The 23,753-nt window shown below is 62.8% G+C and carries 27 protein-coding genes; 12 read left to right on the top strand and 15 right to left on the bottom strand.

Translation table 11 applies throughout. The features are described from left to right. The first annotated feature begins 70 nt into the window (after nucleotides 1-70). Nucleotides 71-631 (top strand): FKBP-type peptidyl-prolyl cis-trans isomerase, encoded by a 561-nt coding sequence (locus ACZ51H_RS10030; RefSeq protein ID WP_464801728.1) that lies wholly within the window; start codon nucleotides 71-73, stop codon nucleotides 629-631. Nucleotides 632-683: 52 nt separating this feature from the next. Here the strand turns inward: ACZ51H_RS10030 and ACZ51H_RS10025 are convergent, their stop codons facing one another. Genes ACZ51H_RS10025 through pyrE form a run of 5 tightly spaced genes read right to left on the bottom strand, consistent with a single transcriptional unit; the run spans nucleotide 684 to nucleotide 4,438 of the window. After that, nucleotides 684-1,763 carry an AI-2E family transporter gene (locus ACZ51H_RS10025; protein ID WP_464801727.1) on the bottom strand — a complete coding sequence of 360 codons (1,080 nt, stop codon included), beginning with the start codon at nucleotides 1,761-1,763 and terminating at the stop codon, nucleotides 684-686. Nucleotides 1,764-1,786: 23 nt separating this feature from the next. After that, nucleotides 1,787-2,683 (bottom strand): signal peptidase I, encoded by an 897-nt coding sequence (lepB, locus tag ACZ51H_RS10020; protein WP_464801726.1) that lies wholly within the window; start codon nucleotides 2,681-2,683, stop codon nucleotides 1,787-1,789. 32 nt (nucleotides 2,684-2,715) lie between these two features. Next, nucleotides 2,716-3,117 (bottom strand): holo-ACP synthase, encoded by a 402-nt coding sequence (acpS, locus tag ACZ51H_RS10015; protein ID WP_196224700.1) that lies wholly within the window; start codon nucleotides 3,115-3,117, stop codon nucleotides 2,716-2,718. Next, nucleotides 3,114-3,851 carry a pyridoxine 5'-phosphate synthase gene (locus tag ACZ51H_RS10010; protein WP_464771388.1) on the bottom strand — a complete coding sequence of 246 codons (738 nt, stop codon included), beginning with the start codon at nucleotides 3,849-3,851 and terminating at the stop codon, nucleotides 3,114-3,116. The genes acpS and ACZ51H_RS10010 overlap by 4 nt, the downstream gene beginning before the upstream one ends. Nucleotides 3,852-3,856: 5 nt before the next feature. After that, complete coding sequence (pyrE, locus tag ACZ51H_RS10005) at nucleotides 3,857-4,438, bottom strand: orotate phosphoribosyltransferase (RefSeq protein ID WP_449474318.1); 582 nt, start codon at nucleotides 4,436-4,438, stop codon at nucleotides 3,857-3,859. 282 nt (nucleotides 4,439-4,720) lie between these two features. On the opposite strand from pyrE, the gene coxB reads away from it, so the two are divergent. The 9 genes from coxB (at nucleotide 4,721) to ACZ51H_RS09960 (ending at nucleotide 13,208) form a co-directional block, all read left to right on the top strand. Beyond that, complete coding sequence (gene coxB, locus ACZ51H_RS10000; protein ID WP_449474317.1) at nucleotides 4,721-5,731, top strand: cytochrome c oxidase subunit II; 1,011 nt, start codon at nucleotides 4,721-4,723, stop codon at nucleotides 5,729-5,731. A 17-nt stretch (nucleotides 5,732-5,748) separates the two neighbouring features. Continuing rightward, on the top strand, nucleotides 5,749-7,416 hold the full coding sequence (gene ctaD / locus ACZ51H_RS09995) for a cytochrome c oxidase subunit I (RefSeq protein WP_196224696.1): 1,668 nt from the start codon (nucleotides 5,749-5,751) through the stop codon (nucleotides 7,414-7,416). Nucleotides 7,417-7,529: 113 nt separating this feature from the next. Next, entirely contained in the window at nucleotides 7,530-8,450 is a 921-nt protein-coding gene (locus ACZ51H_RS09990) for a heme o synthase (RefSeq protein ID WP_464795094.1), read from the top strand. Further along, nucleotides 8,447-8,578, top strand: a complete 132-nt coding sequence (locus tag ACZ51H_RS09985) for a hypothetical protein (protein ID WP_268934763.1) — start codon at nucleotides 8,447-8,449, stop codon at nucleotides 8,576-8,578. The genes ACZ51H_RS09990 and ACZ51H_RS09985 overlap by 4 nt, the downstream gene beginning before the upstream one ends. Then, nucleotides 8,578-9,153 carry a cytochrome c oxidase assembly protein gene (locus ACZ51H_RS09980; protein ID WP_449474315.1) on the top strand — a complete coding sequence of 192 codons (576 nt, stop codon included), beginning with the start codon at nucleotides 8,578-8,580 and terminating at the stop codon, nucleotides 9,151-9,153. Before ACZ51H_RS09985 ends, ACZ51H_RS09980 begins: the two co-directional genes overlap by 1 nt. 43 nt (nucleotides 9,154-9,196) lie before the next feature. Then, nucleotides 9,197-10,027, top strand: coding sequence for a cytochrome c oxidase subunit 3 (locus tag ACZ51H_RS09975; RefSeq protein WP_449474314.1), 831 nt, complete (start codon nucleotides 9,197-9,199; stop codon nucleotides 10,025-10,027). Nucleotides 10,028-10,255: 228 nt separating this feature from the next. Then, a complete protein-coding gene (locus ACZ51H_RS09970; RefSeq protein ID WP_460986869.1) occupies nucleotides 10,256-10,897 on the top strand; it encodes an SURF1 family protein in 642 nt (213 codons plus the stop codon). 44 nt (nucleotides 10,898-10,941) lie between these two features. Next, a complete protein-coding gene (gene thrC, locus ACZ51H_RS09965; RefSeq protein WP_464793812.1) occupies nucleotides 10,942-12,342 on the top strand; it encodes a threonine synthase in 1,401 nt (466 codons plus the stop codon). Continuing rightward, the gene (locus ACZ51H_RS09960; RefSeq protein WP_464771387.1) at nucleotides 12,339-13,208 is read left to right on the top strand and encodes a class I SAM-dependent methyltransferase; all 870 of its coding nucleotides are present in this window, start codon (nucleotides 12,339-12,341) and stop codon (nucleotides 13,206-13,208) included. The genes thrC and ACZ51H_RS09960 overlap by 4 nt, the downstream gene beginning before the upstream one ends. A 110-nt stretch (nucleotides 13,209-13,318) precedes the next feature. Here the strand turns inward: ACZ51H_RS09960 and ACZ51H_RS09955 are convergent, their stop codons facing one another. From ACZ51H_RS09955 to ACZ51H_RS09910, 10 genes are all read right to left on the bottom strand, one after another. Further along, nucleotides 13,319-14,554 (bottom strand): murein hydrolase activator EnvC family protein, encoded by a 1,236-nt coding sequence (locus ACZ51H_RS09955; protein WP_464801725.1) that lies wholly within the window; start codon nucleotides 14,552-14,554, stop codon nucleotides 13,319-13,321. A gap of 82 nt (nucleotides 14,555-14,636) precedes the next feature. Further along, entirely contained in the window at nucleotides 14,637-15,059 is a 423-nt protein-coding gene (locus ACZ51H_RS09950) for a 23S rRNA (pseudouridine(1915)-N(3))-methyltransferase RlmH (RefSeq protein WP_196224688.1), read from the bottom strand. Between the two features lie 82 nt (nucleotides 15,060-15,141). Continuing rightward, on the bottom strand, nucleotides 15,142-15,528 hold the full coding sequence (rsfS, locus tag ACZ51H_RS09945; RefSeq protein ID WP_449474303.1) for a ribosome silencing factor: 387 nt from the start codon (nucleotides 15,526-15,528) through the stop codon (nucleotides 15,142-15,144). Between the two features lie 12 nt (nucleotides 15,529-15,540). Then, complete coding sequence (locus tag ACZ51H_RS09940) at nucleotides 15,541-16,170, bottom strand: nicotinate-nucleotide adenylyltransferase (RefSeq protein WP_460986864.1); 630 nt, start codon at nucleotides 16,168-16,170, stop codon at nucleotides 15,541-15,543. Nucleotides 16,171-16,217: 47 nt separating this feature from the next. Next, complete coding sequence (locus ACZ51H_RS09935; RefSeq protein WP_460986863.1) at nucleotides 16,218-16,733, bottom strand: sterol desaturase family protein; 516 nt, start codon at nucleotides 16,731-16,733, stop codon at nucleotides 16,218-16,220. A 110-nt stretch (nucleotides 16,734-16,843) separates the two neighbouring features. Then, nucleotides 16,844-17,590 (bottom strand): TorF family putative porin, encoded by a 747-nt coding sequence (locus tag ACZ51H_RS09930; protein WP_460986862.1) that lies wholly within the window; start codon nucleotides 17,588-17,590, stop codon nucleotides 16,844-16,846. A 170-nt stretch (nucleotides 17,591-17,760) separates the two neighbouring features. Next, nucleotides 17,761-19,026 carry a mechanosensitive ion channel family protein gene (locus ACZ51H_RS09925; RefSeq protein ID WP_460986861.1) on the bottom strand — a complete coding sequence of 422 codons (1,266 nt, stop codon included), beginning with the start codon at nucleotides 19,024-19,026 and terminating at the stop codon, nucleotides 17,761-17,763. Beyond that, entirely contained in the window at nucleotides 19,023-20,231 is a 1,209-nt protein-coding gene (gene metC, locus ACZ51H_RS09920) for a cystathionine beta-lyase (RefSeq protein WP_464801724.1), read from the bottom strand. Before metC ends, ACZ51H_RS09925 begins: the two co-directional genes overlap by 4 nt. Continuing rightward, entirely contained in the window at nucleotides 20,228-21,076 is an 849-nt protein-coding gene (gene sseA / locus ACZ51H_RS09915; protein ID WP_464801723.1) for a 3-mercaptopyruvate sulfurtransferase, read from the bottom strand. Before sseA ends, metC begins: the two co-directional genes overlap by 4 nt. Nucleotides 21,077-21,372: 296 nt before the next feature. Continuing rightward, entirely contained in the window at nucleotides 21,373-22,614 is a 1,242-nt protein-coding gene (locus tag ACZ51H_RS09910) for a hypothetical protein (RefSeq protein ID WP_464801722.1), read from the bottom strand. A gap of 122 nt (nucleotides 22,615-22,736) precedes the next feature. Here ACZ51H_RS09910 and queF point away from each other — a divergent pair, with 122 nt between their 5' ends. Next, entirely contained in the window at nucleotides 22,737-23,183 is a 447-nt protein-coding gene (gene queF / locus ACZ51H_RS09905) for a preQ(1) synthase (RefSeq protein ID WP_464802882.1), read from the top strand. A 135-nt stretch (nucleotides 23,184-23,318) separates the two neighbouring features. Next, nucleotides 23,319-23,687, top strand: coding sequence for an endonuclease domain-containing protein (locus tag ACZ51H_RS09900; protein ID WP_464801721.1), 369 nt, complete (start codon nucleotides 23,319-23,321; stop codon nucleotides 23,685-23,687). Nucleotides 23,688-23,753 lie beyond the last annotated feature (66 nt).

The raw sequence follows: 23,753 nt of genomic DNA, 5'->3' as shown, positions 1-23,753 counted from the left end.
GTTCGTTTTTAAGGGGCGGCGGTTCTCCGCCTCTTTCTGCTGATCATCCGCATCTGCGAGGCTTAGGTCCATGTCCACGACCGCTGTTCCCCTTCGTCCCATCGCCAAGGGGTCGCTGACGCGTCTCTGGATCGGTGTTGCCGCCGTGGCGATCGCCGCGGGTGGCTTGGCCTGGGCCGGGCAGCGCGGGGTCGAGCCTTCGCCTGCCAGCTACCTCGCCCGCAATGCCGGGGAGGAAGGTGTAGTCACGACCGAATCGGGCCTCCAGTACAAGGTTCTGGAAGAGGGCACTGGCCCCAGCCCCACCGCAGCGGACGTGGCGCTGGTTGGATATAAGGGCACTTTGCTCGACGGCACTGTCTTCGACGAAAATGCCCAGACCGCGATGCCGGTCGATGGCGTTGTGCCGGGCTTTTCCGAAGGTCTGCAGAAGATGAAGAAGGGCGGCAAGTACCGTCTGTGGATTCCGCCGCAGCTCGGCTATGGCGAGCAGGCGGCTGGACCTATCCCCGCCAATTCCGTGCTGGTCTTCGATGTTCAATTGCACGATTTCAAGTCTAAGGCAGACATCATGCGGATGCAGCAGATGATGCAGCAGGGCGCGGCCCCTCCGCCGCTTCCCAGCCGCTGATCGCATCGCCGAAATGTAAAGAATAGAAGGGTCCGGTTTTCGGACCCTTTTTTTATTCGGTGACGACGATCCCCTTTGATTCGGGACCATCGTTCATCGCCTTGGACCGTTCCTCCAGATAGACCTTGATCATCGCCACGATCGGGTCGGCCAGGAACAGGCCCATTATTCCAAACAGCGCGCCGAACAATATCTGCGCGGCCAGGACCAGCGCGGGGGCAAGGTCGGTTGCCCGCTTCGCCACCATGGGAACGATCAGGTAACCATCGACGATCTGCACTACTAGATACACGAAAAAGGCGTAGATCCCGGCGTCCACCCCCGCCGAAAATCCGACGAGCACGATCAATACGCCCGATATGATCGACCCGATGTTCGGCAGAAAAGCAAACAGCCCGGTCAGGATTCCCAGCAGGCCAGCCATTGGGACACCCCCCGCGAGCAACAGCAGCCAAGTTCCAACGCCCTCTACCGCCATGCCAATCAGCCGACCGAACATCAAACGGCGTAGCGTCCAACCCATCCTGTCGATGACATTGTAAAAGCTGAGGCGGCTGCTCATGGGGAGCATCCAAGCGACGCCGCGCTCATAGAGACGCGGCTCCACCGCAATGAAAATCGCGAGCACCAGCATCATTACGCCGCTGGTCACGGCACCCATGACGGTGCCGACCGCCGCAGTGACCCGACCGATTGAATTGAAAGCCTGCGTCGCCAGGCTCTTGAAATCATTGGGTGTCGTCGTCACGCCCATTTGCTGCATCCAGCCACCGATGCGGGTGACCTGAGTCTCCACGATCGTGCGCATGGCCTGCGCCTGCGCGGCCAAACTCGCGCCTGTCAGGTAGAATGTATAAGCCAGGAACAGCAGGGCGGAGAGGAGCACGATCGTAAGGCGCCAGCCTCGGCCGATCGGCAAGACTCGGCCGAGTAGCCGCGTGCCGCCGTCCATCATGCTGGTCAGGACCAGCGCTCCAAGGATGAGCATGATCGGTTGCGCGAGCAATGCCAACAGTGCGACGGCGACCGCCATGGCGATCCACACGCCCGCGCGCTTTATCTCATGCTGAACGAGCGGGCTGCGCAGTTCACTCGGACCCGGTTGCTCAATGTGGACGTGTTTCCCGCTCAATCACCAGCCCCTTTGCAGATGTATTATTTCGGGGGTGGAACGCTCTCCGGGCGTAAGCTGTTCCCCGCCCGGCCACTACGCAGCGCGTGAATCCAGGTAACGGGATTCCAGCTGGAATTGCCGTCGAGCGAAAAAGTAATGAACTCCGCCCGTCCGCCAATCGCTTCCCAAGGGACAGGTCCTCCAAGGCCGTTCTCCTCAAGCGGCGCGCGGCTGTCGGCGCTATTGTCCCTGTTGTCACCCATCAGGAAGACATGGTCGCGTGGAACGCGCACCGGACCATACCAGTCCAGCGCACTCGGCCCCATGTCGATCGTTACATAGCTTTTGCCATTGGGCAGGATTTCCTGCCGGACAGGCAACTGACAATATTCTCGTCCGTCCGCCCCCGTGATGCGGGCGCCAGGGAACTGGGTGGGGGAACAGGGGGCGTTGCCATCGATCGGGATCAGTGCCGGCTTGATTGCCTTCTGGGGAGCAGCGGTGCCGTTCAGGATGACCTGTCCGCCCCGGACCTCGATGATGTCGCCCGGCAGGCCGATCACCCGCTTGATATAGTCCTCCCGCCGATTATGCGGCGACACGATGACGATGTCGCCACGCTCAGGCAGGTGGCCGAAAATGCGACCCTTCAGAAAGGGCAGGGGGTGGAAACTGGGCGAAACATAGGACCAGCCATAAGGGAATTTGCTGACCACCAGCCGGTCGCCCTTCAGCAGCACCGGCATCATGGACTCGCTCGGGATGTAGAAAGGTTTGGCGACGAAGCTGTGAAAGGCCAGGACCGCCAGAATCAGAAGCGCGATGCTCTTCACCTCATGCCACCAGTCGATCGCACTCTTGTCTGTCCGCGCTGGCGGTGCCGCCGCCGGTTCTTCTGTGGAAAGCGGGTCGTTCTCGCTCATGTCGGCTGCCGTCATGGATGGCTTCTCGGATGCTGGTGGTGCCGTGGTCACTGGGGCTGGGCCTCAAGGATGACGAATGCCTGCGCCCATGGATGATCATCGGTTAGCGTGACGTGAATGACCGCCTTGTGTCCATCGGGCAGCATTGTTTGAAGCTGTGCGAGCGCGCCGCCGGTCAGCTCGAGCGTCGGTGCGCCGCCGGGGCGATTGACGACGCCGATGTCCTTCATGAACACGCCACGATTAAAGCCCGTCCCCACTGCTTTGGAAAAGGCTTCCTTGGCGGCGAAACGCTTGGCGAGCGTCCCGGCCTTGGTGAACGGTCGGCGGTTTGCCTTGGCGCGTTCGACTTCGGTGAAAACGCGCTGCTCGAACCGCTCGCCAAAGCGATCGAGCGAATTTTGGATCCGCTCGATGTTGCATAGGTCGGAGCCGAGGCCGATGATCAACGCGCCAGGTCCATCTGCCGCCGCATTTCGCGGATGCTGCTTTCCAACCCGCTGAAAATGGCCTCGCCAATCAGGAAGTGGCCGATGTTGAGTTCGGCCACCTGCGGAATTGCCGCCACCGGGCCTACATTGTCGAAAGTGAGGCCATGACCAGCATGGGGTTCGATACCATTTTTGGCCGCAAGCGCAGCAGCATCGGAGATGCGCCGCAACTCTTCAGCGCGCGCTGAGCCGGAAATATGCGCATAGCGCCCAGTGTGAAACTCCACCACCGGCGCGCCTAGGCGCATCGCTGCCTCGATTTGCGCCGGATCAGGTTCGATGAAAAGGCTGACGCGAATCCCCGCGTCCCCCAGCGCGCCGACGATCGGTCGCAGCGCCTCGATCTGCCCGGCGGCATCCAGACCGCCCTCGGTCGTCCGCTCCTCGCGCTTTTCAGGCACGATGCATGCCGCGTGCGGGCGATGCTTCAACGCAATGTCCAGCATCTCCCGCGTTGCGGCCATTTCAAGGTTCAGCGGAACCTTAAGAGCCGCCATCAGCGTGGCGATATCCTCGTCCCGGATGTGCCGCCGATCCTCGCGCAGGTGCGCGGTGATGCCATCGGCCCCCGCCTTCACGGCCAGCAACGCCGCCTTGACGGGATCAGGATGTTCTCCCCCCCGCGCATTCCGGATGGTGGCAACATGGTCGATGTTGACACCCAGGCGCAGGTGGGCGGGAGTTTGCTGCATGATGCCTATTGTTTCCGGCTTCCAGGTTTGATGGCGGGGATGGCCGCTAGTTCCGGCGGGACATCATCTGCTTCATATACAGGGAAATTGATGCTGACGAGCGGGTAGAAGGGGACGCCCAGATCCACTTCTCCTGCGGATCGGTCGACCAGCGCCACCTCGGCGACAACGATGCCGCCTTCGGCCTCCACCGCTTCGATCGCTTGGCGCGACGACAGCCCGGTCGTAACGACGTCTTCGACCATCAGCACTTTTTGGCCGGGCGTTATGGCGAAGCCGCGCCGCAGCTCGAATTTTCCCTCGGGCCGTTCCAGGAATACGGCATCCTTGTCGAGCGCGCGCCCGACTTCATGGCCGATGATAAGGCCGCCCATGGCGGGCGAGACGACAAGGTCGATGTCCTGCCGCAGTTCGCGGGGCAGCTTCTGCACGACTGCGCGCGCGAGGCCGCCTGCGCGTTCGGCGTTCATCAATACCCGCGCGCATTGCAGGTAATTGGCGCTACGGCGGCCCGAGGACAGAATGAAATGTCCCTCCAGCAGCGCTCCTGCGGCCCTGAATTCTGCCAGTACTTCCTCGTCGGTCATCCGGTTCTTCGATCCATCAGTACATGCCCAGGCCTATTTTCGGGGCCATCTGCACATCAATTTCTAACATGGGTAATGCCCATGAACGCGCCCCTGCGCGCGAGGTGCGAGATAGGCGGACGACCGGGGCGTTGCAACAGCGAAGAAAATCTGCTCCTGCCCGCTTGAGGCAGGAAAAAACCATGCCTATAAGCCGCGGCAGACCGACCGGGCGGAGGGGGATGCGCATGCGCGCGCCTTCGTTGCAGCGGCGCCAAGGGGTTACGGGGTAAGAAGACGCTTATGAAAATGGTGAAATCGCTCGTTCTCGCCGGGTTGCTGGCCTTTGCGCCAGCTGCGGTGTTGAACAGTCAGGCGCTGGCGCAGGACAATGCCGCCGTCGCAGCCGCCGCTGCGGGCAATGCCGCCGCACCGGCCGACTCGGGCGCCAATGCGGCCGCTGCCGAGGCTGCGCCTGCGGCCAAGGTTGCCGCGCCGCCCCGCATGAAGCCGACCGAAGGCATCGGCATGCCGCGCCCCGGCGAGATCACACTGCAGGAACAGTTCACCCCCACGGGTCATACCGCTCGCTGGTTGCACGACGTGCTGCTTCTGCCGCTTATCACGATCATTTCGGTCTTCGTGGCCCTCCTGATGCTCTATGTGATGATCCGCTTCCGCCGCAGCGCCAATCCGGTGCCGTCGAAAACATCGCACAATACGCTGATCGAAGTGATCTGGACCGTGGTTCCGGTAGTGATCCTCCTTGTTATCGCGGTGCCCTCGATCGGCCTGCTGGCTGACCAGTACAAGCCCGCGCCCAAGGATGCGCTGACCGTGAAGGTCACCGGCTACCAGTGGTATTGGGGGTATGAATATCCCGACAACGGCATTCCTGAATATGTCTCGAACATGCTTCCCAGGGAAAAGGCCGAGGCGAATGGCGAGCCTTATCTGCTCGCGCCTGACAACCGCATGGTTCTTCCTGCTGGCCGCCCGATCAAGCTGATCATCACCGGTGCTGACGTGATCCACGCCTTTGCGGTCCCGTCGCTCTGGGTGAAGATGGACGCTGTTCCTGGCCGTCTCAATGAGAAGACCTTCACCATTGAGAAGCCGGGCGTCTATTACGGGCAGTGTTCTGAACTGTGCGGCGCGCGTCACGGGTTCATGCCGATCGCGATCGAGGCGCTGCCTCCTGCCCAGTTTGACCAGTGGGTTCTCTCGCAGGGCGGCAAGCTTAGGGGCGCTGACGCAGCAGCTACGGCTGCCGCTCCCGCAGCGCCTGCCGCCGCTCCCGCCGAAAAGCTTTGATGTAAGGGCATAACGCCATGACCACGATTACTGCAGATCATCACGGCGATCATGCTCATGATCATCATGACGCCGATCACAAGCCAGCCTTCTTCCAGCGCTGGTTCATGTCGACGAACCACAAGGACATCGGCACTCTCTATCTGATCTTCGCGATCCTTGCCGGCGTGATCGGCGGCGCGATTTCGGGTCTGATGCGTGCTGAGCTTGCGCAGCCCGGCATTCAGTATCTCCACACTTGGGCCCAGATGACTGATGGTCCTTCGGCCACGATGGACCAGGCCTATCACCTCTGGAACGTGCTGATCACCGCGCACGGTCTGATCATGGTCTTTTTCATGGTCATGCCCGCCATCATCGGTGGCTTTGGTAACTGGTTCGTGCCGATCATGATCGGTGCGCCGGACATGGCCTTCCCGCGCATGAACAATATTAGCTTCTGGCTGCTGATCCCCGCTTTTTCTCTGCTGCTCGGTTCGACATTCGTTCCTGGTGGTACGGGTAATGGCGCGGGCACGGGCTGGACGGTCTATGCTCCGCTCTCGACCAGCGGTTCTGCGGGGCCAGCTGTGGATATGGCTATCCTGTCGCTGCACATCGCGGGCGCCAGCTCTATTCTGGGTGCCGTCAACTTCATCACCACCATCCTGAACATGCGCGCGCCGGGCATGACCCTGCACAAGATGCCGTTGTTCGTATGGTCGGTTTTGGTCACCGCCTTCCTCCTGCTGCTCGCGCTGCCGGTTCTTGCGGCCGCTATCACCATGCTGCTGACCGATCGTAACTTCGGCACCACTTTCTACGATGCCGCCGGGGGTGGCGATCCGGAGCTTTACCAGCATCTTTTCTGGTTCTTTGGGCACCCTGAAGTGTACATCATGATCCTGCCGGGTTTTGGTATCGTCAGCCAGATCATCTCGACCTTCAGCCGTAAGCCGGTGTTCGGCTACCTCGGCATGGCATATGCCATGGTCGCGATTGGCGTCGTCGGGTTCGTCGTCTGGGCGCACCATATGTTCACCACCGGCATGTCGGTGAACGTGAAGATGTACTTCACGGCTGCGACGATGGTTATTGCCGTTCCAACCGGCATCAAGATCTTCTCGTGGATCGCGACGATCTGGGGCGGTTCGATCAGCTATAAGACCCCGATGGTCTGGGCGCTTGGCTTCATCTTCCTGTTCACCGTGGGCGGTGTTACCGGCGTGGTCCTGGCAAATGGCGGGGTCGATGACGTGCTGCACGACACCTATTATGTTGTTGCCCACTTCCATTATGTGTTGTCGCTGGGCGCCGTTTTCGGTCTCTTCGCGGGCTTCTACTATTGGTTCCCGAAGATGTCGGGCCGCATGTACAGCGAATTCCTCGGCCACCTCCACTTCTGGGTGTTCTTCGTGGGCGTGAACCTGCTGTTCTTCCCCATGCACTTCCTCGGCCTGTCGGGCATGCCCCGCCGCTATCCCGATTATCCGGAAGCCTTTGCCTACTGGAACAGCGTGGCGAGCCATGGATATGAGATCATGGCCGTGGGCGTGTTGATCTTCTTCGTGAACGTCTTCTGGTCGCTTGCTTTCGGCAAGAAGGCAGAAGGCAATCCGTGGGGTGAAGGGGCAACGACGCTGGAATGGACGCTGCCCAGCCCGCCGCCATTCCACCAGTTCGAAACATTGCCGGTCATCGACTGACGATCGGCGAAAAGAATGCATCCAGCAGGATGCCGGGTGGCGACGAATATCGCCGACCCGCAGTTAGCAGCCCCGGCGCCTGTGATGGTGCCGGGCTGCCGCATGAGGAGCATATGGCAAGTTCGCCGTTCATGACCGGGAGCGCCGCTTCCACGATTCCCGCGCACTGGCGCGACTTTGTCGCGTTGACCAAGCCGCGCGTGATGACATTGGTCGTTTTCACCGGTCTTTGCGGGCTGCTCGCGGCGCCCGGTCAAATCCATCCCGTACTCGCCTTCACTGCCATCCTGTGCATAGCGCTGGGCGCTGGCGCAGCGGCGGCGCTCAACCAATGGTATGAGGCGGATATTGACGCAAAGATGAAGCGGACCGCCAACCGTCCACTGCCCGCTGGCCGTATGGACCGGCAGTCGGCGCTTCATTTCGGCGTCGGCCTTTCCTTCTTCTCGGTCCTGCTGATGGGCGTGGCGACGAATTGGCTCGCCTCTGCCATCCTGGCGGTGTCGATTCTTTTCTATGTTTTCATTTACACTATTTGGCTCAAGCCCCGGACAACACAGAACATCGTCATCGGCGGTGCTGCGGGGGCCTTTCCTCCCGTTATTGGCTGGGCTGCAGTCACAGGTGACGTCGGCGCCCTCCCGGTGGCGCTTTTCATGCTCACCTTCTTCTGGACGCCGCCGCATTTCTGGGCACTCGCGCTGTTCGTGAAGACCGACTATGCTGCGGCAAACATCCCGATGTTGCCCGTCGTATCAGGTGAAGTTGCTACGCGCCGTCAGATATGGTTGTACACCGCAATCATGGCCGCCGCGGCGATGGCACCCATTCTGCTTCGCCTTACGGGTCTGATTTACGGTCTCACCGCTCTGTTCGGTACGGGCCTGTTCGTGATCTTCGCCTTTCAGGTTTACCGGCGCCGTGAAATGGATCCGAGCCGCATGGGTCCTGAACGCCGATTGTTCAAATATTCGATCCTCTATCTTTTCCTTCTGTTCGGAGCGGTTGTCATTGATCGTTGGTTGCTGGCATGACGCCTGAGGAGGAAAAGCAGGTACGCAGTCGGCAGAAGTCGCGCGCCATTGTCACTGGGCTGCTGCTCGGGGCGCTCGTAATTCTCTTTTACGCGATCACGATCGTGAAGATTGGCGCGGGGCAATAATGGCCAGCTTGCCGCCGTCGCCTTTTGATCGGGATCGCCGGAACCGCCGCACCCTCATCACTATGACGGGGGTAGGATTGGCCATGCTTGGGCTCGGTTTCGCATCGGTCCCACTCTACCGGATTTTCTGCCAGCAGACGGGATATGGCGGCACGACGCAGCGCGCTGCTGCTGACGTCAAGTTGCAGCCTGCGATCGGCCATACAATGTCGATCCGGTTCGATTCCAACGTTCAACCTGGCATGCCCTGGCAATTCTATCCCGAACATCGGACGGATACGGTGACCGTTGGCGCGCGCGACATGGCGATCTTCATCGCGAAGAACATGTCGGACAAGCCTGTTACGGGCACGGCCAGCTTCAACGTGACGCCGATCCAGTCTGGCGCCTACTTCACCAAGATTCAGTGTTTCTGCTTCACCCAGCAGACATTGCAGCCGGGCGAGCAGGTCCGCATGCCGGTGATTTATTATGTTGATCCCAAAATACTGAATGATCCCGACAATAGGGACACTCAGCAAATTACGCTAAGCTACACCTTCTATCCTGTTGAGCAGGACAAGAAGCCGAGCTAAGGCAATCCACGATAACGCGAACGCGAACAGGGAAGAGTACGTCATGGCAGGCGCCAAGCAGCACGATTATCATATTCTACCGCCCAGCATCTGGCCGCTATTCGGGTCCATGTCGGCGCTGGTAATGGCGCTCGGCGCGATCATGTGGATGCACCCTGATGCCATGCCTGCCGGCGGTGGCTGGGTATTCCTGATCGGCGTCGCGGGCGTGCTGTTCACCATGTATAGCTGGTGGGCGAACGTGATCGCAGAGGCGCATGCCGGTGACCATACGCCGGTGGTGCAATTGCATCTGCGCTATGGGATGATCCTGTTCATTGCTTCGGAAGTCATGTTCTTTGTCGGCTGGTTCTGGGCGTTCTTCGACTTCTCGCTCTTCCCCAGCCAACTTGCTCCGATCGAAGGGTTGTTCCCGTCCAAGGGTATCGAGGTGATGAACGCGTTTGAGCTGCCGCTGCTCAACACGCTGATCCTGCTCTGCTCGGGCACGACCGTCACCTGGGCGCACCACGCGCTCATTCATGGAGATCGTGAGAGTCTGAAAACCGGCCTGTGGCTGACGGTGATCCTCGGCCTGCTCTTCTCTTCGATCCAGGCCTATGAATATATGCATGCGCCGTTCCCGTTCGGCGGCAGCCCCTACAGCTCGGCCTTCTACATGGCGACGGGCTTCCACGGCTTCCACGTTCTGATCGGTACGATCTTCCTGATCGTCAATCTGGTCCGCGTCTATAAGGGGCACTTCACTCCCCGCCAGCATTTCGGTTTTGAGGCCGCTGCCTGGTACTGGCACTTTGTCGACGTCGTCTGGCTGTTCCTGTTCGTCGCCATCTATGTGTGGGGCGGCTGGGGCGCTCCGATGCACGGCGGCTAAGGACTGCGTCTTATCCATCAAGCAAACGGCCGGTAACAACCGGCCGTTTTCTTTTGGGCGGAAGATAATTATGCCTGTCGTTATGCTTCTTTCCACACCAGTGCTTCTCCAGCCGTCCAGCCTCTCTCTGCCCGGCGTTCGGCTGCCGAATGCGAGTGCCGTGCCTGCCTGCCGGCAACTCGGCCCGTCCGCTTTGACCGGGGCGACCATATCGTCGGCGGTCAAGCTATGACCGCGCGTCGCGTCCCCCTTTTTGCCAGCATTATCGTGGCAGGCGCCGTGCTGGTCATGATCGCCCTTGGCATCTGGCAGTTGCAGCGCCGCGGCGAGAAGGAGGCGATGCTGGCCCTTGCGTCGGCCAATCCAGCCAAGCCGACTGTCAGCTTCCCGCAAATGCCACCTGTTCCGCCCGTGCTGCTGTTCCGGCGTTCTTCCATTCATTGCCTGAATGTCGTTGGCTGGCAGACGGAGGCGGGACGGGCCGCCGATGGGTCGGTTGGCTACCGCTATATCGCGCAATGCGCCACCGGAGCAGAAGGGCCTGGAGCGCTCGTTGCCTTGGGCGTCGCCAAGCAGCCGGACCTGAGGCCAAATTGGAAAGGCGGCCAGGTCACCGGCTGGATATCCGAAGAGCCTGATCACCGGACGTTGTTGTCGCGGTTCACGGCCAATGTCCTTCCGCTGCGGCCGATGTTGATCGCGGAGCGCGCGCCGGAAGGGTTGAAACCGGTCGCCCCGCCGAGCGTCAACGACGTTCCGAACAATCACCTCGCTTATGCCATCCAGTGGTTCTTCTTCGCGGCGGTGGCCGTGGTTATCTACGTTCTTGCGCTTCGCAAGCGGATGCCTCCATCGGCCGATCCGTCGTAAAGGCTTGCTCCAACGCTCCGGCCTCGTTACCGCGCTTCCCCATCATGCAATATGTGAGCACCAGGGGAAGCGCGCCTGCGCTGGGTTTCGAGGATGTGACGCTGGCAGGGCTGGCGTCCGACGGTGGCCTCTATGTTCCGGAAAGCTGGCCGCGCTTTTCGGAGGCGGACATACGCGCGCTCGCCGGGCTTTCCTATGTGGAAACCGCCGTCCGCGTCATGGCCCCCTATGTCGCGGGCTCGCTCAGCGAAGATGAACTGCGCGAGCTGTGCACTGCCGCCTATGGCCGGTTCAGCCACAACGCGGTGACGCCGCTGGTTCAACTGGACCACCAGCATTGGCTGCTCGAACTTTTCCATGGCCCGACCCTGGCGTTCAAGGATGTCGCGCTGCAATTGCTGGGGCAGCTGTTCGAGCGGTTCCTGTCTCGCCGCGATGATCATCTGACGATCGTCGGTGCGACGTCGGGCGACACCGGGTCGGCGGCGATCGACGCCGTTGCAGGGCGCGAGAAGATCGACATCTTCATGCTGCACCCGGAAGGCCGCGTGTCCGACGTGCAGCGCCGCCAGATGACCACAGTGCGCGCGCCCAACGTCCATAATATCGCGATCGAGGGCAGCTTCGACGACGCGCAGGCACTCGTGAAGGCGATGTTCAACGACCCTGCCTTTTCGAAGAAGTTCAATCTGTCGGCGGTGAACAGCATCAACTGGGCGCGGCTGATGGCGCAGGTGGTCTATTATTTCTACGCCGCCGTAAGACTGGGCGCGCCCGAGCGGCAAATTGCCTTTTCAGTGCCGACCGGCAATTTCGGTGACGTGTTCGCTGGTTATGTCGCGGCGCAGATGGGCCTTCCCGTTGCGAAGCTGATGGTCGCGACCAACGTCAACGACATTCTGCACCGCGCGCTGGCGGATGGTGACTATAGCCAGGGCCAGGTCGTTCAGACGTCCACGCCCAGCATGGATATCCAGATTAGTTCGAATTTCGAACGACTGCTGTTCGACGCTGGTGGCCGTGGCGGCCCGGCGCTGGCCGAGCAGATGAAGGGATTTGAGACCAGCCGGGCGATGCGTCTGACCAATGCGCAGCGGGCTGGCGCGGCGAAGCTGTTCGCTTCGGCGCGCGTCGATGGCGACGCAATGAACATGGCGATTCGTTGGGCCTTTGACGGGGCGGGGCAAGTCATTGACCCCCATACCGCCGTGGGCCTTGCCGCCGCGCGCGAGATGGAGGTTGAGGCAGGCGTTCCGATCGTCACGCTGGCGACGGCGCATCCAGCCAAGTTCCGCGAGGCCGTGGAGCGCGCCACCGGGCTTCGTCCGCCTCTGCCTGCCCGCATGGGTGACCTGTTCGCCCGAGAGGAAGCCTATGCCAAGCTGCCCGCGACCTTTGAGGCGATCACCGCCTATGTCGCGGAGCGCGCTACGCCGCGAGCATGAAGCTCGACACGCTCATCGGTGAGCCGTGGGCCGATTATGGCCTGCTCGATTCGGGTCATGGCCGCAAGCTGGAACGCTATGGCCGTTATCGTTTCATCCGACCCGAGCCGCAGGCGATGTGGGCGCCCGCGAGTGCCGACTGGCAGGCCGATGGCGAATTCGTGCCGGGATCGGATGAAGAGGGCGGCGGGCGCTGGTTCTATGATCGCCCGGTGCCCGCTGAAGGTTGGCCGCTCAGCTGGAACGAGGTGACGTTTCAGGCGAGTTGCACGCCTTTCCGGCATCTCGGCTTCTTTCCCGATATGGCGCCGGTGTGGAACTGGATGCGCGAGCAGACGGCCGGGCTGGAGCAGCCGCAGATCATGAACCTGTTCGGCTATACCGGCGTCGGCACATTGGCGATGTCGGCTACCGGCGCGCAGATGGTGCATGTCGATGCGTCGAAGAAGTCGGTGGCGCAGGCGCGGGCCAATGCCGCCGCGTCGGGGATGGAAGACCGCCCTGTTCGCTGGATCGTTGACGATGCCGCGAAGTTTGTCGCCCGAGAGGTCCGGCGAGAGCGGCGCTATGACGGCATATTGCTCGACCCGCCTAAATATGGCCGTGGGCCGGACGGTGAAATCTGGAGGCTGGAAGAGGATCTGCCCCGTCTGATCGCGGATTGCCGCCGCCTGCTGGATGCCGACAGCCGCTTCCTGTTCCTGACCGTTTATGCCGTCCGCATGTCCGCGCTGGCGATCGGGGAATTGCTGAAGCAGGCCTTTGCCGACCTTCCGGGCACGGTCGAAGCGGGCGAATTGGCCGTGCGCGAGGAAGCAAGAGGGCTGGAGTTGCCGACGGCCATCTGGGCGCGCTGGCGGCGCTAGAGCATCGTGCGCAAAAGTGGGAACCGGTTTTGCGCCTAAAACGATGCGAAAACAAAAAAAACTAGGGCGCGCGGCCTGCGTCCAATTAAACGCAGCGCGCTCTAGCGCTTTCAGCCTAGCCCGACCAACGGCACGATATCGACCGGACGGCCATTGCGACGCAGTTCGATCGTGATGGTCGGACGCCCGCTTCCGGCGTTCCCCAGCGGATCGCCCTGTCGCACATCATCGCCCACGGCGGCGGAAAGCCGATGCAATCCGGTGATCAATGTGGTCCAGCCGCCGCCATGATCGAGGATCATGATCTGGCCGTAGCCGCGATAAGGCCCTGCGAAGACGACGCGCCCCGCCGTAGGTGCGACGGCGAGCGCGCCCGACTGGGTGACGATGGTGAGGCCCCGCGACCGGACGCCGCTTTCCGACAATTCACCCATGCCGGTGACCAGCTGGCCCATCACCGGCAAGCGATAGGGTGGAGGTCCGCCCGCACTGCGCTGCCTTGCCTGTGCAGGCGCCATGGCGAGGTCGGGGCGCGCTGGCCGGAGCAGCGGGCCGGGGAGTGCTGCCAGTTCCTCCCGCAGATCGCCTGCGGCCTGGAGGCGATCCATCAGATCGACGATGTCGCGGGCTCTTTCGCCCAAGGCGAGCGCGCGGTCACTCTCCAGATTGGCGTTGGAGCGATAGTCCCTCTCCGCCAGCCGCTTTTGCGTTTCCAACGTGCGTAAAGCGGCTTGGCTATTGCGGAGATCGGCTTGGCTTTGCGCGAGTGAAGCGGCGGCCTGCTCGGCTGTCTCACGCAAGGCGCGGCTGCGCTCCAGTTCAGCGCGCAAGCCAGATGTGCGCTCCTGAATGACGGGCAATATCTGTCCCAGCACGGCGCGCATGTGGACGGCATCGCTCAGCGACCCCGGCTGCACCAGCGCCAGGGCCAAAGGCCGCCGCGCCATCATCTGAAGGGCGGCGGTCAAGCGGACAACCGGCTCCTGCTTGGCCGCCAGCCGAGCCGCCTGCGAACGCTGCATGCGCGCTATGATCGCGATACGCGCTTGGGCCGCTTGAATATCGGCCTCGGCCTGCTGGATACGGGCAGCCATGGCGGCGGCGCGGCGGCGCGCCTGTTCGGCTTCGTCCCGCGCGGCCGTTGCCTGCTGTTCCAAGCGCTGGGAGCGTTCGCGTGCTTGTTCGGACTGGATGCGGGCCGCCTTCAGCGCAGCCTGTTCCTGACGCAGGCTGGTTTCGCCGGTGCCGCCCAGGATGATGCCCGCTTGAGGTGCCGCCGCCAGGCGCGCGGCGGCGATGACCGCTACGCCGCCGATGATCGCCGCGAAGGCTGTTGACCTTTTCACCCCTTGCCCCCTGCCGGTCCTGCTGGCGACCGGCGATATCTGACTAGGCGCAAACGCCCATCCATGTCGAGCGGTGGCGGCATCAGCCTTCGCGATGATAGGGGTGGCCCGAAAGGATGGAACAGGCGCGCCACAATTGTTCGGCCAGCATGGCGCGAGCCATCATGTGTGGCCAGGTCATCGCGCCAAAGGCGATCAGCAGGTCGGCCCCGGCGCGGGCTTCGTCGTCAAAGCCGTCCGCCGCGCCGATGAGGAAGCGGCATTCGCGCGCGCCCTGGTCTCGCCAGCCTTCGAGCCTTTTGGCGAAGTCCATGGAGCTGAGCTGGCGGCCCTTCTCGTCGAGCATCACGGTGATCGTGCCAGTCGGAGCGGGCGGCAGCTTGCCGCCACGGTCGGGCAGTTCGGTGATCCTGTGCGGCATGGTCAGCCGCTTCACGTAACGTTCGACCAGTTCCGCTTCGGCCGAACGTCCGATCTTGCCGCGCGCGATGATGTGGAGGAGCATGGCTCACGCTCCTAACGGGTCAGTGCACGCTTGTCGAAGGTCTGCATGCATTGGCGACACGAAGCCGATGCAGCAGAAGCCTTCAGGCCGTGCCAGCTACCGGCGCGTCGACAAAGCCCCACATCCGTTCCAGATTGTAGAAGCTGCGCACTTCGGGCCGGAACAGGTGGACGATCACGTCGCCCGCGTCGATCAGCACCCAGTCAGCGACCGGCAGTCCCTCCACGCGCGCGGATCGGCCGGTGGCCTGTTTGATGCGCTCGGCAAGCTTCTGCGCCATCGACGCGACCTGACGCGATGAACGCCCGCTGGCGATCACCATATGGTCGGCAATGCTGCTCTTGCCTTCAAGCGGGATGGAGATGGTTTCCTGCGCCTGGTCATCGTCGAGCGATTTCAGGACAAGGTCGTGCAGGGCGGCAACGCTGTCGGCATCAGCCGGGTCGTTGGCAGGATGTGGTCTGGTCAAAAATGCTCCATTCTAGACAATCAACCGGCGCGTGAGCGGATCGCGCACGCGTGCATGTTCATATTCGCGATGCCAGAGGGGTTTCGCCTGCCGCAGCAGGGTCGCCGATCTTGGATCAGGGCGAAAGCGCAAAAGCACAAGCGCCGGCGGTCTCCAATCCGTCCAGTCTGCACTCTGGCGCGCGGGCCGGACGAAACGCCGCAGCCAGGCCATGGCCCCAGAGCCACGGGCAACTCCATCATAGCCGGGCCGGGCGATTACGGCAATGGGCATCTGTCGCGCGATGCCGCGCCAATCTTTCCACTGGCCGAACTGGGCCAGATTGTCCGCGCCCATCAGCCAGATAAACTGATTGCGGGGGAAGCGGTGCCTGATCATCTTAAGCGAATCGACGGTGTATCGGGTGTCCAGCGCTTGCTCGATCGCGGTGGGCCGAATCGGCGCGCGTCGAGCGATATGGCGCGCATGGGCGAGGCGCGCGGCGAGGGACGCCATGCCAGCACGGGGCTTGAGCGGATTACCCGGCGAAACCAGCCACCAGACTTCGTCCAGCCGCAGCGCCTTCGCAGCGAACAGCGAGATTGCGCGATGGCCGCCATGTGCCGGATTGAAGGAGCCGCCCAGAAGGCCGATGCGTGCCATTCAGCTTGCCGCCGTTGCTGCCAATGGGCCAGAAACGAACCGATTGCTCACTCTGCTTCCATGAGCCCGCGTGCCTTCCGCACGCCCTTCCGCCGATCCCCCTGCGCCAGTTGCCTTTTGAGTTCTTCCGGCCGTGGGGCGACCAGGAAGCCGAAGCTGACGCAGCCCGCACGCGTTTCGACCGCATGATGCAACCGGTGCGCCTGAACGATCCGCTTCATATAGGGAGAGCGGGAAACATGCCGGTGGGTGATCCGCTGATGGACGAGGATGTCGTGAAAGCCGAGATAGATGAGGCCGTAAGCCGCGATCCCCGCGCCGCAGGCGGTTGCCCAATCGCCCCAGCCCCATTGCACGCCCCCCAGCAGCAGCAGGATCGAGGGGAGCGCGAAGATCACGAAATAGAGGTCGTTCGCTTCCCACATCCCGTTGCGGGGACGATGATGGCTGGCGTGCAAGAACCAGCCCGGCCCATGCATCACCCAGCGGTGCATGACATAGGCAAAGCCCTCCATCGCGGTGACGGTGGCGGCGAAGATCAGGAACAGCAGGAACGCGGACATGGCGCCCTGTATAAACGGGCGAATGAAGGTGCGCGACCCCGTATAACTCCGGACACGAAAAAGGCCGCGATCATCGAGATCGCGGCCCCATCATTCAATAATCGAAGAAATCAGAAGGAGGCGGTGATCGAACCCACTACGCCAGCCTTGCTGATGTTACGGCCGCTGGGGCTGTAGAGCGACTTGTCGGTGTCAACATAGCTGACGCCGAAGGTCAGGTGGCTCCAGGTGTAGGTGGCGCCAATGTTCCAGTCGGTATATTCCTTGCCGATGGTCAGGTAGCTGGGGCCGAAGCTGTGGCCCAGATGCGCCGAAACGCCCAGTGGCGTGTTGGGAATGCTGGCCGACAGGTCGCCCGCGACATAGAGATTGTCTTCGCGGGTCAGGCCGCCATCGACCGAAAGGGCGCGCGACTTGGGTGCATAGGCGGCGCTGAGCTTGGCCGTTGCCGGGCCGAAGGTGCCCTTGACCGAAGCGTAGGGCTCAACGAAGTCGGTGTTCGCACCGCCCGAACCGGGATAGTAATAATAGAGCACGCCGACATCGACGGTCGCGGCGCCGAAGGTCCGCGAATAGCCTGCGATCAGGTCGAGTTCCTGATCGCTGCCAGCGGCCACATAATCGTCGATGGACGAGCCCCAGGTCGAGACATAGAAGCCCGATTCATGGGTGACGGTGATGCCGCCCTGCAGCGCGAAACGCTTGTCGGTCTGTGAAATGCCACGGAAGCGATAGTCGCTGACTACGGCTGCATTGCCGGTGACGGTGAGCGCTGGCGTAGCTTCGTCCTGGGCGAGTGCCGGGACGGACAGAGCAGCGAGAGCGACGGCCGAGAGGCCGAGAATGGACTTACGCATTGGATTCCCCTTGGTGGTTTTCTGCGATGGTCCCGCCTGCGTCAGGATCCCGAATTCTCTATTCCCACGAAGGGCCGGATCGGATGACCTGAACAGGCACGACATGCCGACGCATGCCGCGCTGCACAAGAAATTATTGCTATTGGTTGTCTTTTACGTCCGTAATGTTGCTACTCTGCAACAAAAGGCCGAGCGCTTGGTGCAGCCTGATGTACTACCCGCTGTGGATAGGGGATCGTGATCCCATGCTCGCGAAACAACAGCCAGAGGCGGTTCAGCACGTCCGATTTGACACTTCCGACGCCGCCTTCCGGGTCGCTGATCCACACCAATATGTCATGTTCGACGCGGTTTTCGCCAAAGCCCGTCAACCAGACATTGGGTTTGGGATTGCGCAGGACGCGTGGGCTTTCCTGCGCGGCGCGTAGCATGAGCTCCTGCGCAAGCTTGAGGTCGCTGTCGTAACCGATGCCCACTGGAATGCGGATGCGGACATTGCGGTCGGAATAGGACCAGTTTTCCACCTCCTGCGTCATCAGGTTTTCGTTCGGGATCAGATGTTCCTTGCCGTCTCGGGTCAGGACGGAGACGGCGCGAACACCGATCTTGTTCACCCAGCCAAAGCTGTCGCCGACAACGATGACGTCGCCCGGCTTGATCGAGCGGTCCATGAGCAGGATGATCCCGGCGAACAGATTGCCGAAGGTTTTTTGCAGGCCGAAACCGACCGCCAGGCCCAGTGCGCCGGAAAAGACGGCAAAGGCCGTAAGGTCGATGCCGAGCAGATCGACGCCGATGAAGAAGGCGGCGACGACGGCGGCGATGGCGGCAAGCTTTTGGGCCAGTAGCTTTTGCGTGGGATCGAGCCCTTTTGCTCGGTCGATGCTGCGGGCGAACAGGCGATTGGCGAGCCGCACCAGCGCAAAGAGCAGGACGCAGATCGCGGCGGTGCTGACAAGGCCAAGCAGCGTGATCCGCCGTTTGCCAAGGTCTATGCCGATGCCGTCGAGCATGTCCGCAACGGGCGCGAAGCCGCCGCTGCTGCCGGAAAGGATCATGATGAACAGCAACAGGGCGAGCGGAACGACAGCCCAGCGCGGAATGGCGAGGCTGCGCAGGATATGGACGGCGAGCAAGGCGACGGAGAGCGCGAAGGCTCCGCCAAGGATGAGGTGGGCGAGCGCGCCGACGGGCCATAGCATGACAGCTAGGGCGAAAAGACCGCTTCCAAGGCTGTGGCGAAGGATGGGGCGGAAATGTCCGGCCAACGCTTCCCCTAATGGTCGTGCCCGGCGGCGCAGGCGCGGGGCGGCGATATGGGCAATTCCATCGGCGATCAGGAATAGAACCCCCACGATCGTGAGCGCTACAAGGGGATGAACGATCGCCGGATTTCCTGGCAGAAATGCCAGCAGGTTGGGGAGGCCCCGGCTCATCCCCGGACCTTGCGGAAACGAGCGAGACCAGCATCGAGGTCGGCAATGAGATCGGCGGGATCTTCCAGGCCGATCTGCAGCCGGACGAGCGGACCTTCCGCCTGCCATATGGTGGCGGTGCGGTAGCGTGCTGGATCGACGGGCAAGGCCAGACTTTCGAAACCGCCCCAGCTATAGCCTATGCCGAAATGTTCGAGGCCATCGATCAGCGCGGCGCGGGCTTCTTCATTGCCGCCTTTCAGGACGAAGCTGAAAAGGCCGCTGGAGCCGGAAAAGTCACGCGCCCAATTTTCATGGCCGGGGCAACTTGGCAGCGCGGGGTGGAGGACGCGGGCGACGTCGGGCTGGTCGGCGAGCCAGCGGGCGACCTGGAGCGCGCTGTCCTGATGCTGGTTCAGGCGGACGCCGAGGGTGCGGAGGCCGCGGCTGGCGAGCCAGGCGTCGTCGGGGCTGACCATTTGACCGAGGAGATGGGCCGTTTGGCGGAGCTTCGGGAAATGCTCAGGTGTCGCGGTGACGGAGCCGAGCATGACGTCGCTGTGGCCGACGATATATTTGGTGCAGGCGAGGATGGTGATGTCGATGCCGTGGGCAAGGGCGGGGAAGAAGAAGGGCGTGGCCCAGGTATTGTCGAGGAGAGTGATGATGCCCTTTTCCCTGGCGAGGGCGGTGATGGCGGGGATGTCCTGCACTTCGAAAGTCAGGCTGCCGGGGCTTTCCAGGAAAATGGCGCGGGTGTTTTCATTAAGGAGTTGGCGAATTGAAACGGAATCGGCGAGGGGGTCGTAGTAGATCGTTTCGATACCGTAATTTTTTAGCATCTGTTCGCAGAAGTTGCGGGTGGGGTCGTAGGCGCTGTCGACCATGAGCAGCTGGTCGCCGGGTTTCAGGACCGACAGCAGCGCGCAGGCGATCGCGGCGACGCCGGAGGGGAAGAGCATCGTTCCTTCCGCGCCGGGTTCCATTTCCGTCAGCGCGTCGGCGAGGCTCCAGGCGGTCGGGGTGCCCTTGCGGCCGTAGAAAAGCCGCTCATGCGTGCTGCTGCGCGCGGCGCTGCGCAGATGGGCGACATCGTCATAGAGGATGGTCGAGGCGCGCCAGACCGGCGGGTTGACGATCGCGCCGGGCTGGCCGGGCATGCCGGTCCATTCCGCCTTGCGCCCGGCCTGCGCCAATTGGGTGAGCGGCTTGCGGTCCCTGCTCATGCGGCTGGCCCCGTGGCCTTTGGCGTCGAGGGATCGAGGCCCCATTCCGACCAACTGCCGTCATAGAGGGTGACGTCCGTCTTGCCGAGCAACTCGAGGCCCGCGAGGACGATCGCCGCCGTCACGCCACTGCCGCAGCTGGTGATGATGGGGCGAGCGAAGTCCGTGCCCGCGTCGAGGAACAGTTGCCGCAATTCCTCGCCCTTCTTCATGCTGTTGTCGGCGTTGAAGAGGGAGGCGGACGGGATGTTGCGGGAGCCGGGGATATGGCCCGATGCCATGCCGGGGCGGGGTTCCCTTTCCTCGCCGGTGAAGCGGGGAGCTCCGCGCGCGTCGAGGACCTGCGCGGCATGGCTGTCGAGATTGGCAAGCAGGTCGTTTTTGGTGCGGACCTGACCCTTAGCGCGTCGGGCGGTGGCGTTGCCGGGCGGGATGACGGGCCAGCCGCTTTCCGTCGGGCGGCCTTCGGCGATCCACTTTGGCAGGCCGCCGTCCAGGATCGCGGCGGACTTGCCCACGCCATAGAGGCGCATCATCCACCAGGCGCGGGCGGCGCTGTGCGTCGGGCTGTTGTCGTAGAGGATGACGCGGCTGTCCGCGTTGAGGCCGAGCGCGCGGCAGCGTTCGGTCATGAAGGCATCGGTCGGCAACATGCCGGGGCGCGGGTCGTCTGCATCGGAAAGGCTGGGGAGGTCGAGATAGGCGGCGCCGGGGATGTGGGCGGCTTCGAACTCGGCGCGGGGATCGCGCGGGGTGCCGGGCAGGAACAGGCTGGCGTCGAGTATCCGGAGGTCGTCCTGGCCCAGTTGGGTTGCGAGCCAATCGGTGGAGATGAGGATGTCCATGCCGCCTCTTTGGTTGGTGCGTGGCGATCGTTTTAGGCGGGTGATGAGGGTGTGGGAAGGGTGTTGGGGGCATTCGTCATTCCAGCGGAAGCTGGAATCTCGGGAGGGGTGGCGTAACGGGGCCTGAGATCCCAGCTTTCGCTGGGATGACGAGGTATTTGGGGGATGGGGGAGGGGGCCTGATATCCCGGCGTTGGCTTTGCCGCCCTTCGGGTCGCTGGGATGACGGGGTGTGGGGAGGGTGGCGTGGCCGGCTTGAGATCCCAGCGTTCGCTGGGATGACGACTTGGGCGGACTTAGCTCGCGAGTTCGAGCGCGGTGGCGCGGCTGCCGGGGGTGCGGAACTGGCGTGGTCCCTGATCGACGCGGAAGGGGGCGAGGCGGTCGGCGGGCGGGGTTTTTTCCTGGCCGACGATGAAGGCGCGGCCGGTGCGACCTGAACCGACAGGGGCGCCGTCCGGTTCGTCGGACCAGCGATATTGCGCGTCGAAGGCGACAAGCGGAATGAGCAGCGCGCGATCGCCCATCTGCACGGGCGCGATCTGGTCGGGCAGGAGGCGTAGCTCGCCCGTCAGGCTGTGGCTCTGCCCCGGTGCGAGCGAGACGGCGGAATGAGCCGGTAGTCCGGTGGCTCCGGCGAAGAACTGCTGTAGCTGCGCCTGCTGGTTGGTGTCCGCATTGGCCATGAAGGTGCGGATCAGAATGTCGTCCGCGCTGCGTTCGCCGCGATTGTGGAGCGTCAGAGCGTAGCCAATGGTGGCGCCCATCAGCGAGAGACGGGCGCTGCGGACTTCAAGGGTCAGGTCTATCCATGGCCGCTCTGCGGTTGCGGCGGCAGGGACGGGAGGTGGCGCCTTGGGCTGGGGCGTGGGGGGGGCAGACGTAGGCTTTGCCGACGCTGGCCGGGGCGCGGAAGACGGGGGTGTTGGCGCGGATTCCTGCTCTTCGATGAAGGGTTGCTGTTCTTCTTCGGGACGGCGGCGCAGGAAAAGCCAGGCGGCGGCCACGATCGCCGCGAGCAAGGCGATGCTTCCTGCGATCCAGCCCCAGGAAGAGGCATCCGCAGGCGCGCTGAGCGGGGGTTCAGTGGTGGGCGCTGGGGCAGGGGCGGCTTGCGGTGCGGCGGGTTCCGCTGGCGCGGGCTGAGGTGCCAGAGACTGGGGTGCCGGAGATTGCGGTGCCTTGGGCTGGGGCGCGGGGCGGCTGCTTTCGGGCTCGCGGGCGGGCGTGGCGGGTTCAGCGGGGGCCGGGCGCGGCGCTGTTGTGGTCGGGCGCTGCGGCTGGGCGGGGGCTGCTGGTTGGGGCTGGGGTTGCGCGACGACCGGCGGGGGCGGGGTGATGACGGGCGTGCTGGCTGGCGGCGTCACCGGCGCGCCACGGAATACGTCCAACTCTGGCCCTTGTCGGCTGGGATCAGCAGGCGGCTGGGACGTGCGCGGCAGGGTGAAGACGGGATCACTGCCGCCTTGTTCCTGCGCGAGCGAAGGCGTGGCCAGCAGCAGCGGCAAGGTGATCAAGGCGGCAGGACGCATCCCCATGGCAAGCAGCCAAGGCAATGATGACGCTGAACGGGAGATGAACGGCATGGCGGGATCAGGTTGCGGTGACATTAGGCGTGCAATGGCGTAGATGGCCGGGCATGACCGATATACCCGAAAACATGGCACCGATCCATCTGGGGCAGAGCAGTGCGCTGCCTGCGAGTCCAGAGGAAGCGGTCCTCGATTATGTACCCAATCCACGGCCGGGGAAGCCCTATCTGGTGCGCTTTACCGCGCCGGAGTTTACGTCGTTGTGCCCGGTGACGGGGCAGCCTGACTTCGCCCATTTGGTGATCGATTATGCGCCTGCCGCGACGATCGTCGAATCAAAGTCGTTGAAGCTGTTTCTGGGGGCATTTCGTAATCATGCCGCTTTCCATGAGGATTGCACGGTAGGGATTGGCGAGCGGCTGTTTGCCGAGATGCAGCCTTTGTGGTTGCGGATTGGCGGATACTGGTATCCGCGTGGGGGGATTCCGATCGATGTGTTCTGGCAGTCGGGCGAGCCGCCTGCGGGGTTGTGGCTGCCTGCGCAGGATGTGCCGGGGTATCGGGGGCGGGGTTGAGGCCACCCTCATCCAACTTCGCCTAGCCCGCTTTGCGGGCAAGGCTGCGTATCCTTCTCCCGCCAGCGGGAGAAGGAAGTCATCGGAGCCCTCTCCCGCTGGCGGGAGAGGGTTGGGTGAGGGTGGGGGCGAGCTATGGGGGTACGGCGCACCAATCTCAACGCGGCGGCGTTGCGGCGGAATGCAACGGATTGTGAGAAACGACTTTGGGCAGCTTTGCGCAATCGGCAGCTGGATGGATTCAAGTTCCGTCGGCAGGCAACGATAGGTCCTTATGTCGTTGATCTGCTTTGCGCTGAACATCGCCTGATCGTGGAAGTCGATGGAGGCCAGCACGGCGATGAGGCTGACCTGTCGCGTACGCGCTTTCTGGAGGGACAGGGTTACTCGGTGATCCGCTTCTGGAATCATGAGGTCATTGAGAATCTTGATGGGGTGCTCGAAAGCATTCGCCAAGCTCTTCCTGTTAAACAAACGAACAACAAAATTCCGACAACCGCTTGACCGCAGGCGAGAAAGGTTCGATCCCGCAACTATCATGGCACATGGCCGCACGGGCCGTGCCGTTCT

The sequence above is a fragment of the Sphingobium sp. TomMM15 genome, from assembly GCF_055397045.1.
The sequence above is the reverse complement of the archived record's forward strand: the minus strand, read 5'-3'. Positions and strand labels throughout refer to the sequence as shown.

Coding starts and splice junctions, on each gene's coding strand:
- ACZ51H_RS09970 (WP_460986869.1), top strand. CDS start 10,256: ATGACCGCGCGTCGCGTCCCCCTTTTTGCCAGCATTATCGTGGCAGGC.
- queF (WP_464802882.1), top strand. CDS start 22,737: ATGGCACCGATCCATCTGGGGCAGAGCAGTGCGCTGCCTGCGAGTCCA.
- ACZ51H_RS09985 (WP_268934763.1), top strand. CDS start 8,447: ATGACGCCTGAGGAGGAAAAGCAGGTACGCAGTCGGCAGAAGTCGCGC.
- pyrE (WP_449474318.1), bottom strand. CDS start 4,438: ATGACCGACGAGGAAGTACTGGCAGAATTCAGGGCCGCAGGAGCGCTG.
- ACZ51H_RS09935 (WP_460986863.1), bottom strand. CDS start 16,733: ATGTCCGCGTTCCTGCTGTTCCTGATCTTCGCCGCCACCGTCACCGCG.
- ACZ51H_RS09900 (WP_464801721.1), top strand. CDS start 23,319: ATGGGGGTACGGCGCACCAATCTCAACGCGGCGGCGTTGCGGCGGAAT.
- sseA (WP_464801723.1), bottom strand. CDS start 21,076: ATGGACATCCTCATCTCCACCGATTGGCTCGCAACCCAACTGGGCCAG.
- ACZ51H_RS09990 (WP_464795094.1), top strand. CDS start 7,530: ATGGCAAGTTCGCCGTTCATGACCGGGAGCGCCGCTTCCACGATTCCC.
- metC (WP_464801724.1), bottom strand. CDS start 20,231: ATGAGCAGGGACCGCAAGCCGCTCACCCAATTGGCGCAGGCCGGGCGC.
- ACZ51H_RS09975 (WP_449474314.1), top strand. CDS start 9,197: ATGGCAGGCGCCAAGCAGCACGATTATCATATTCTACCGCCCAGCATC.
- coxB (WP_449474317.1), top strand. CDS start 4,721: ATGAAAATGGTGAAATCGCTCGTTCTCGCCGGGTTGCTGGCCTTTGCG.
- ACZ51H_RS09980 (WP_449474315.1), top strand. CDS start 8,578: ATGGCCAGCTTGCCGCCGTCGCCTTTTGATCGGGATCGCCGGAACCGC.
- thrC (WP_464793812.1), top strand. CDS start 10,942: ATGCAATATGTGAGCACCAGGGGAAGCGCGCCTGCGCTGGGTTTCGAG.
- ctaD (WP_196224696.1), top strand. CDS start 5,749: ATGACCACGATTACTGCAGATCATCACGGCGATCATGCTCATGATCAT.
- ACZ51H_RS10030 (WP_464801728.1), top strand. CDS start 71: ATGTCCACGACCGCTGTTCCCCTTCGTCCCATCGCCAAGGGGTCGCTG.
- ACZ51H_RS09950 (WP_196224688.1), bottom strand. CDS start 15,059: ATGCTCCTCCACATCATCGCGCGCGGCAAGATCGGACGTTCGGCCGAA.
- ACZ51H_RS09910 (WP_464801722.1), bottom strand. CDS start 22,614: ATGGGGATGCGTCCTGCCGCCTTGATCACCTTGCCGCTGCTGCTGGCC.
- ACZ51H_RS09930 (WP_460986862.1), bottom strand. CDS start 17,590: ATGCGTAAGTCCATTCTCGGCCTCTCGGCCGTCGCTCTCGCTGCTCTG.
- ACZ51H_RS09940 (WP_460986864.1), bottom strand. CDS start 16,170: ATGGCACGCATCGGCCTTCTGGGCGGCTCCTTCAATCCGGCACATGGC.
- ACZ51H_RS09960 (WP_464771387.1), top strand. CDS start 12,339: ATGAAGCTCGACACGCTCATCGGTGAGCCGTGGGCCGATTATGGCCTG.
- ACZ51H_RS09925 (WP_460986861.1), bottom strand. CDS start 19,026: ATGAGCCGGGGCCTCCCCAACCTGCTGGCATTTCTGCCAGGAAATCCG.
- lepB (WP_464801726.1), bottom strand. CDS start 2,683: ATGACGGCAGCCGACATGAGCGAGAACGACCCGCTTTCCACAGAAGAA.
- ACZ51H_RS10010 (WP_464771388.1), bottom strand. CDS start 3,851: ATGCAGCAAACTCCCGCCCACCTGCGCCTGGGTGTCAACATCGACCAT.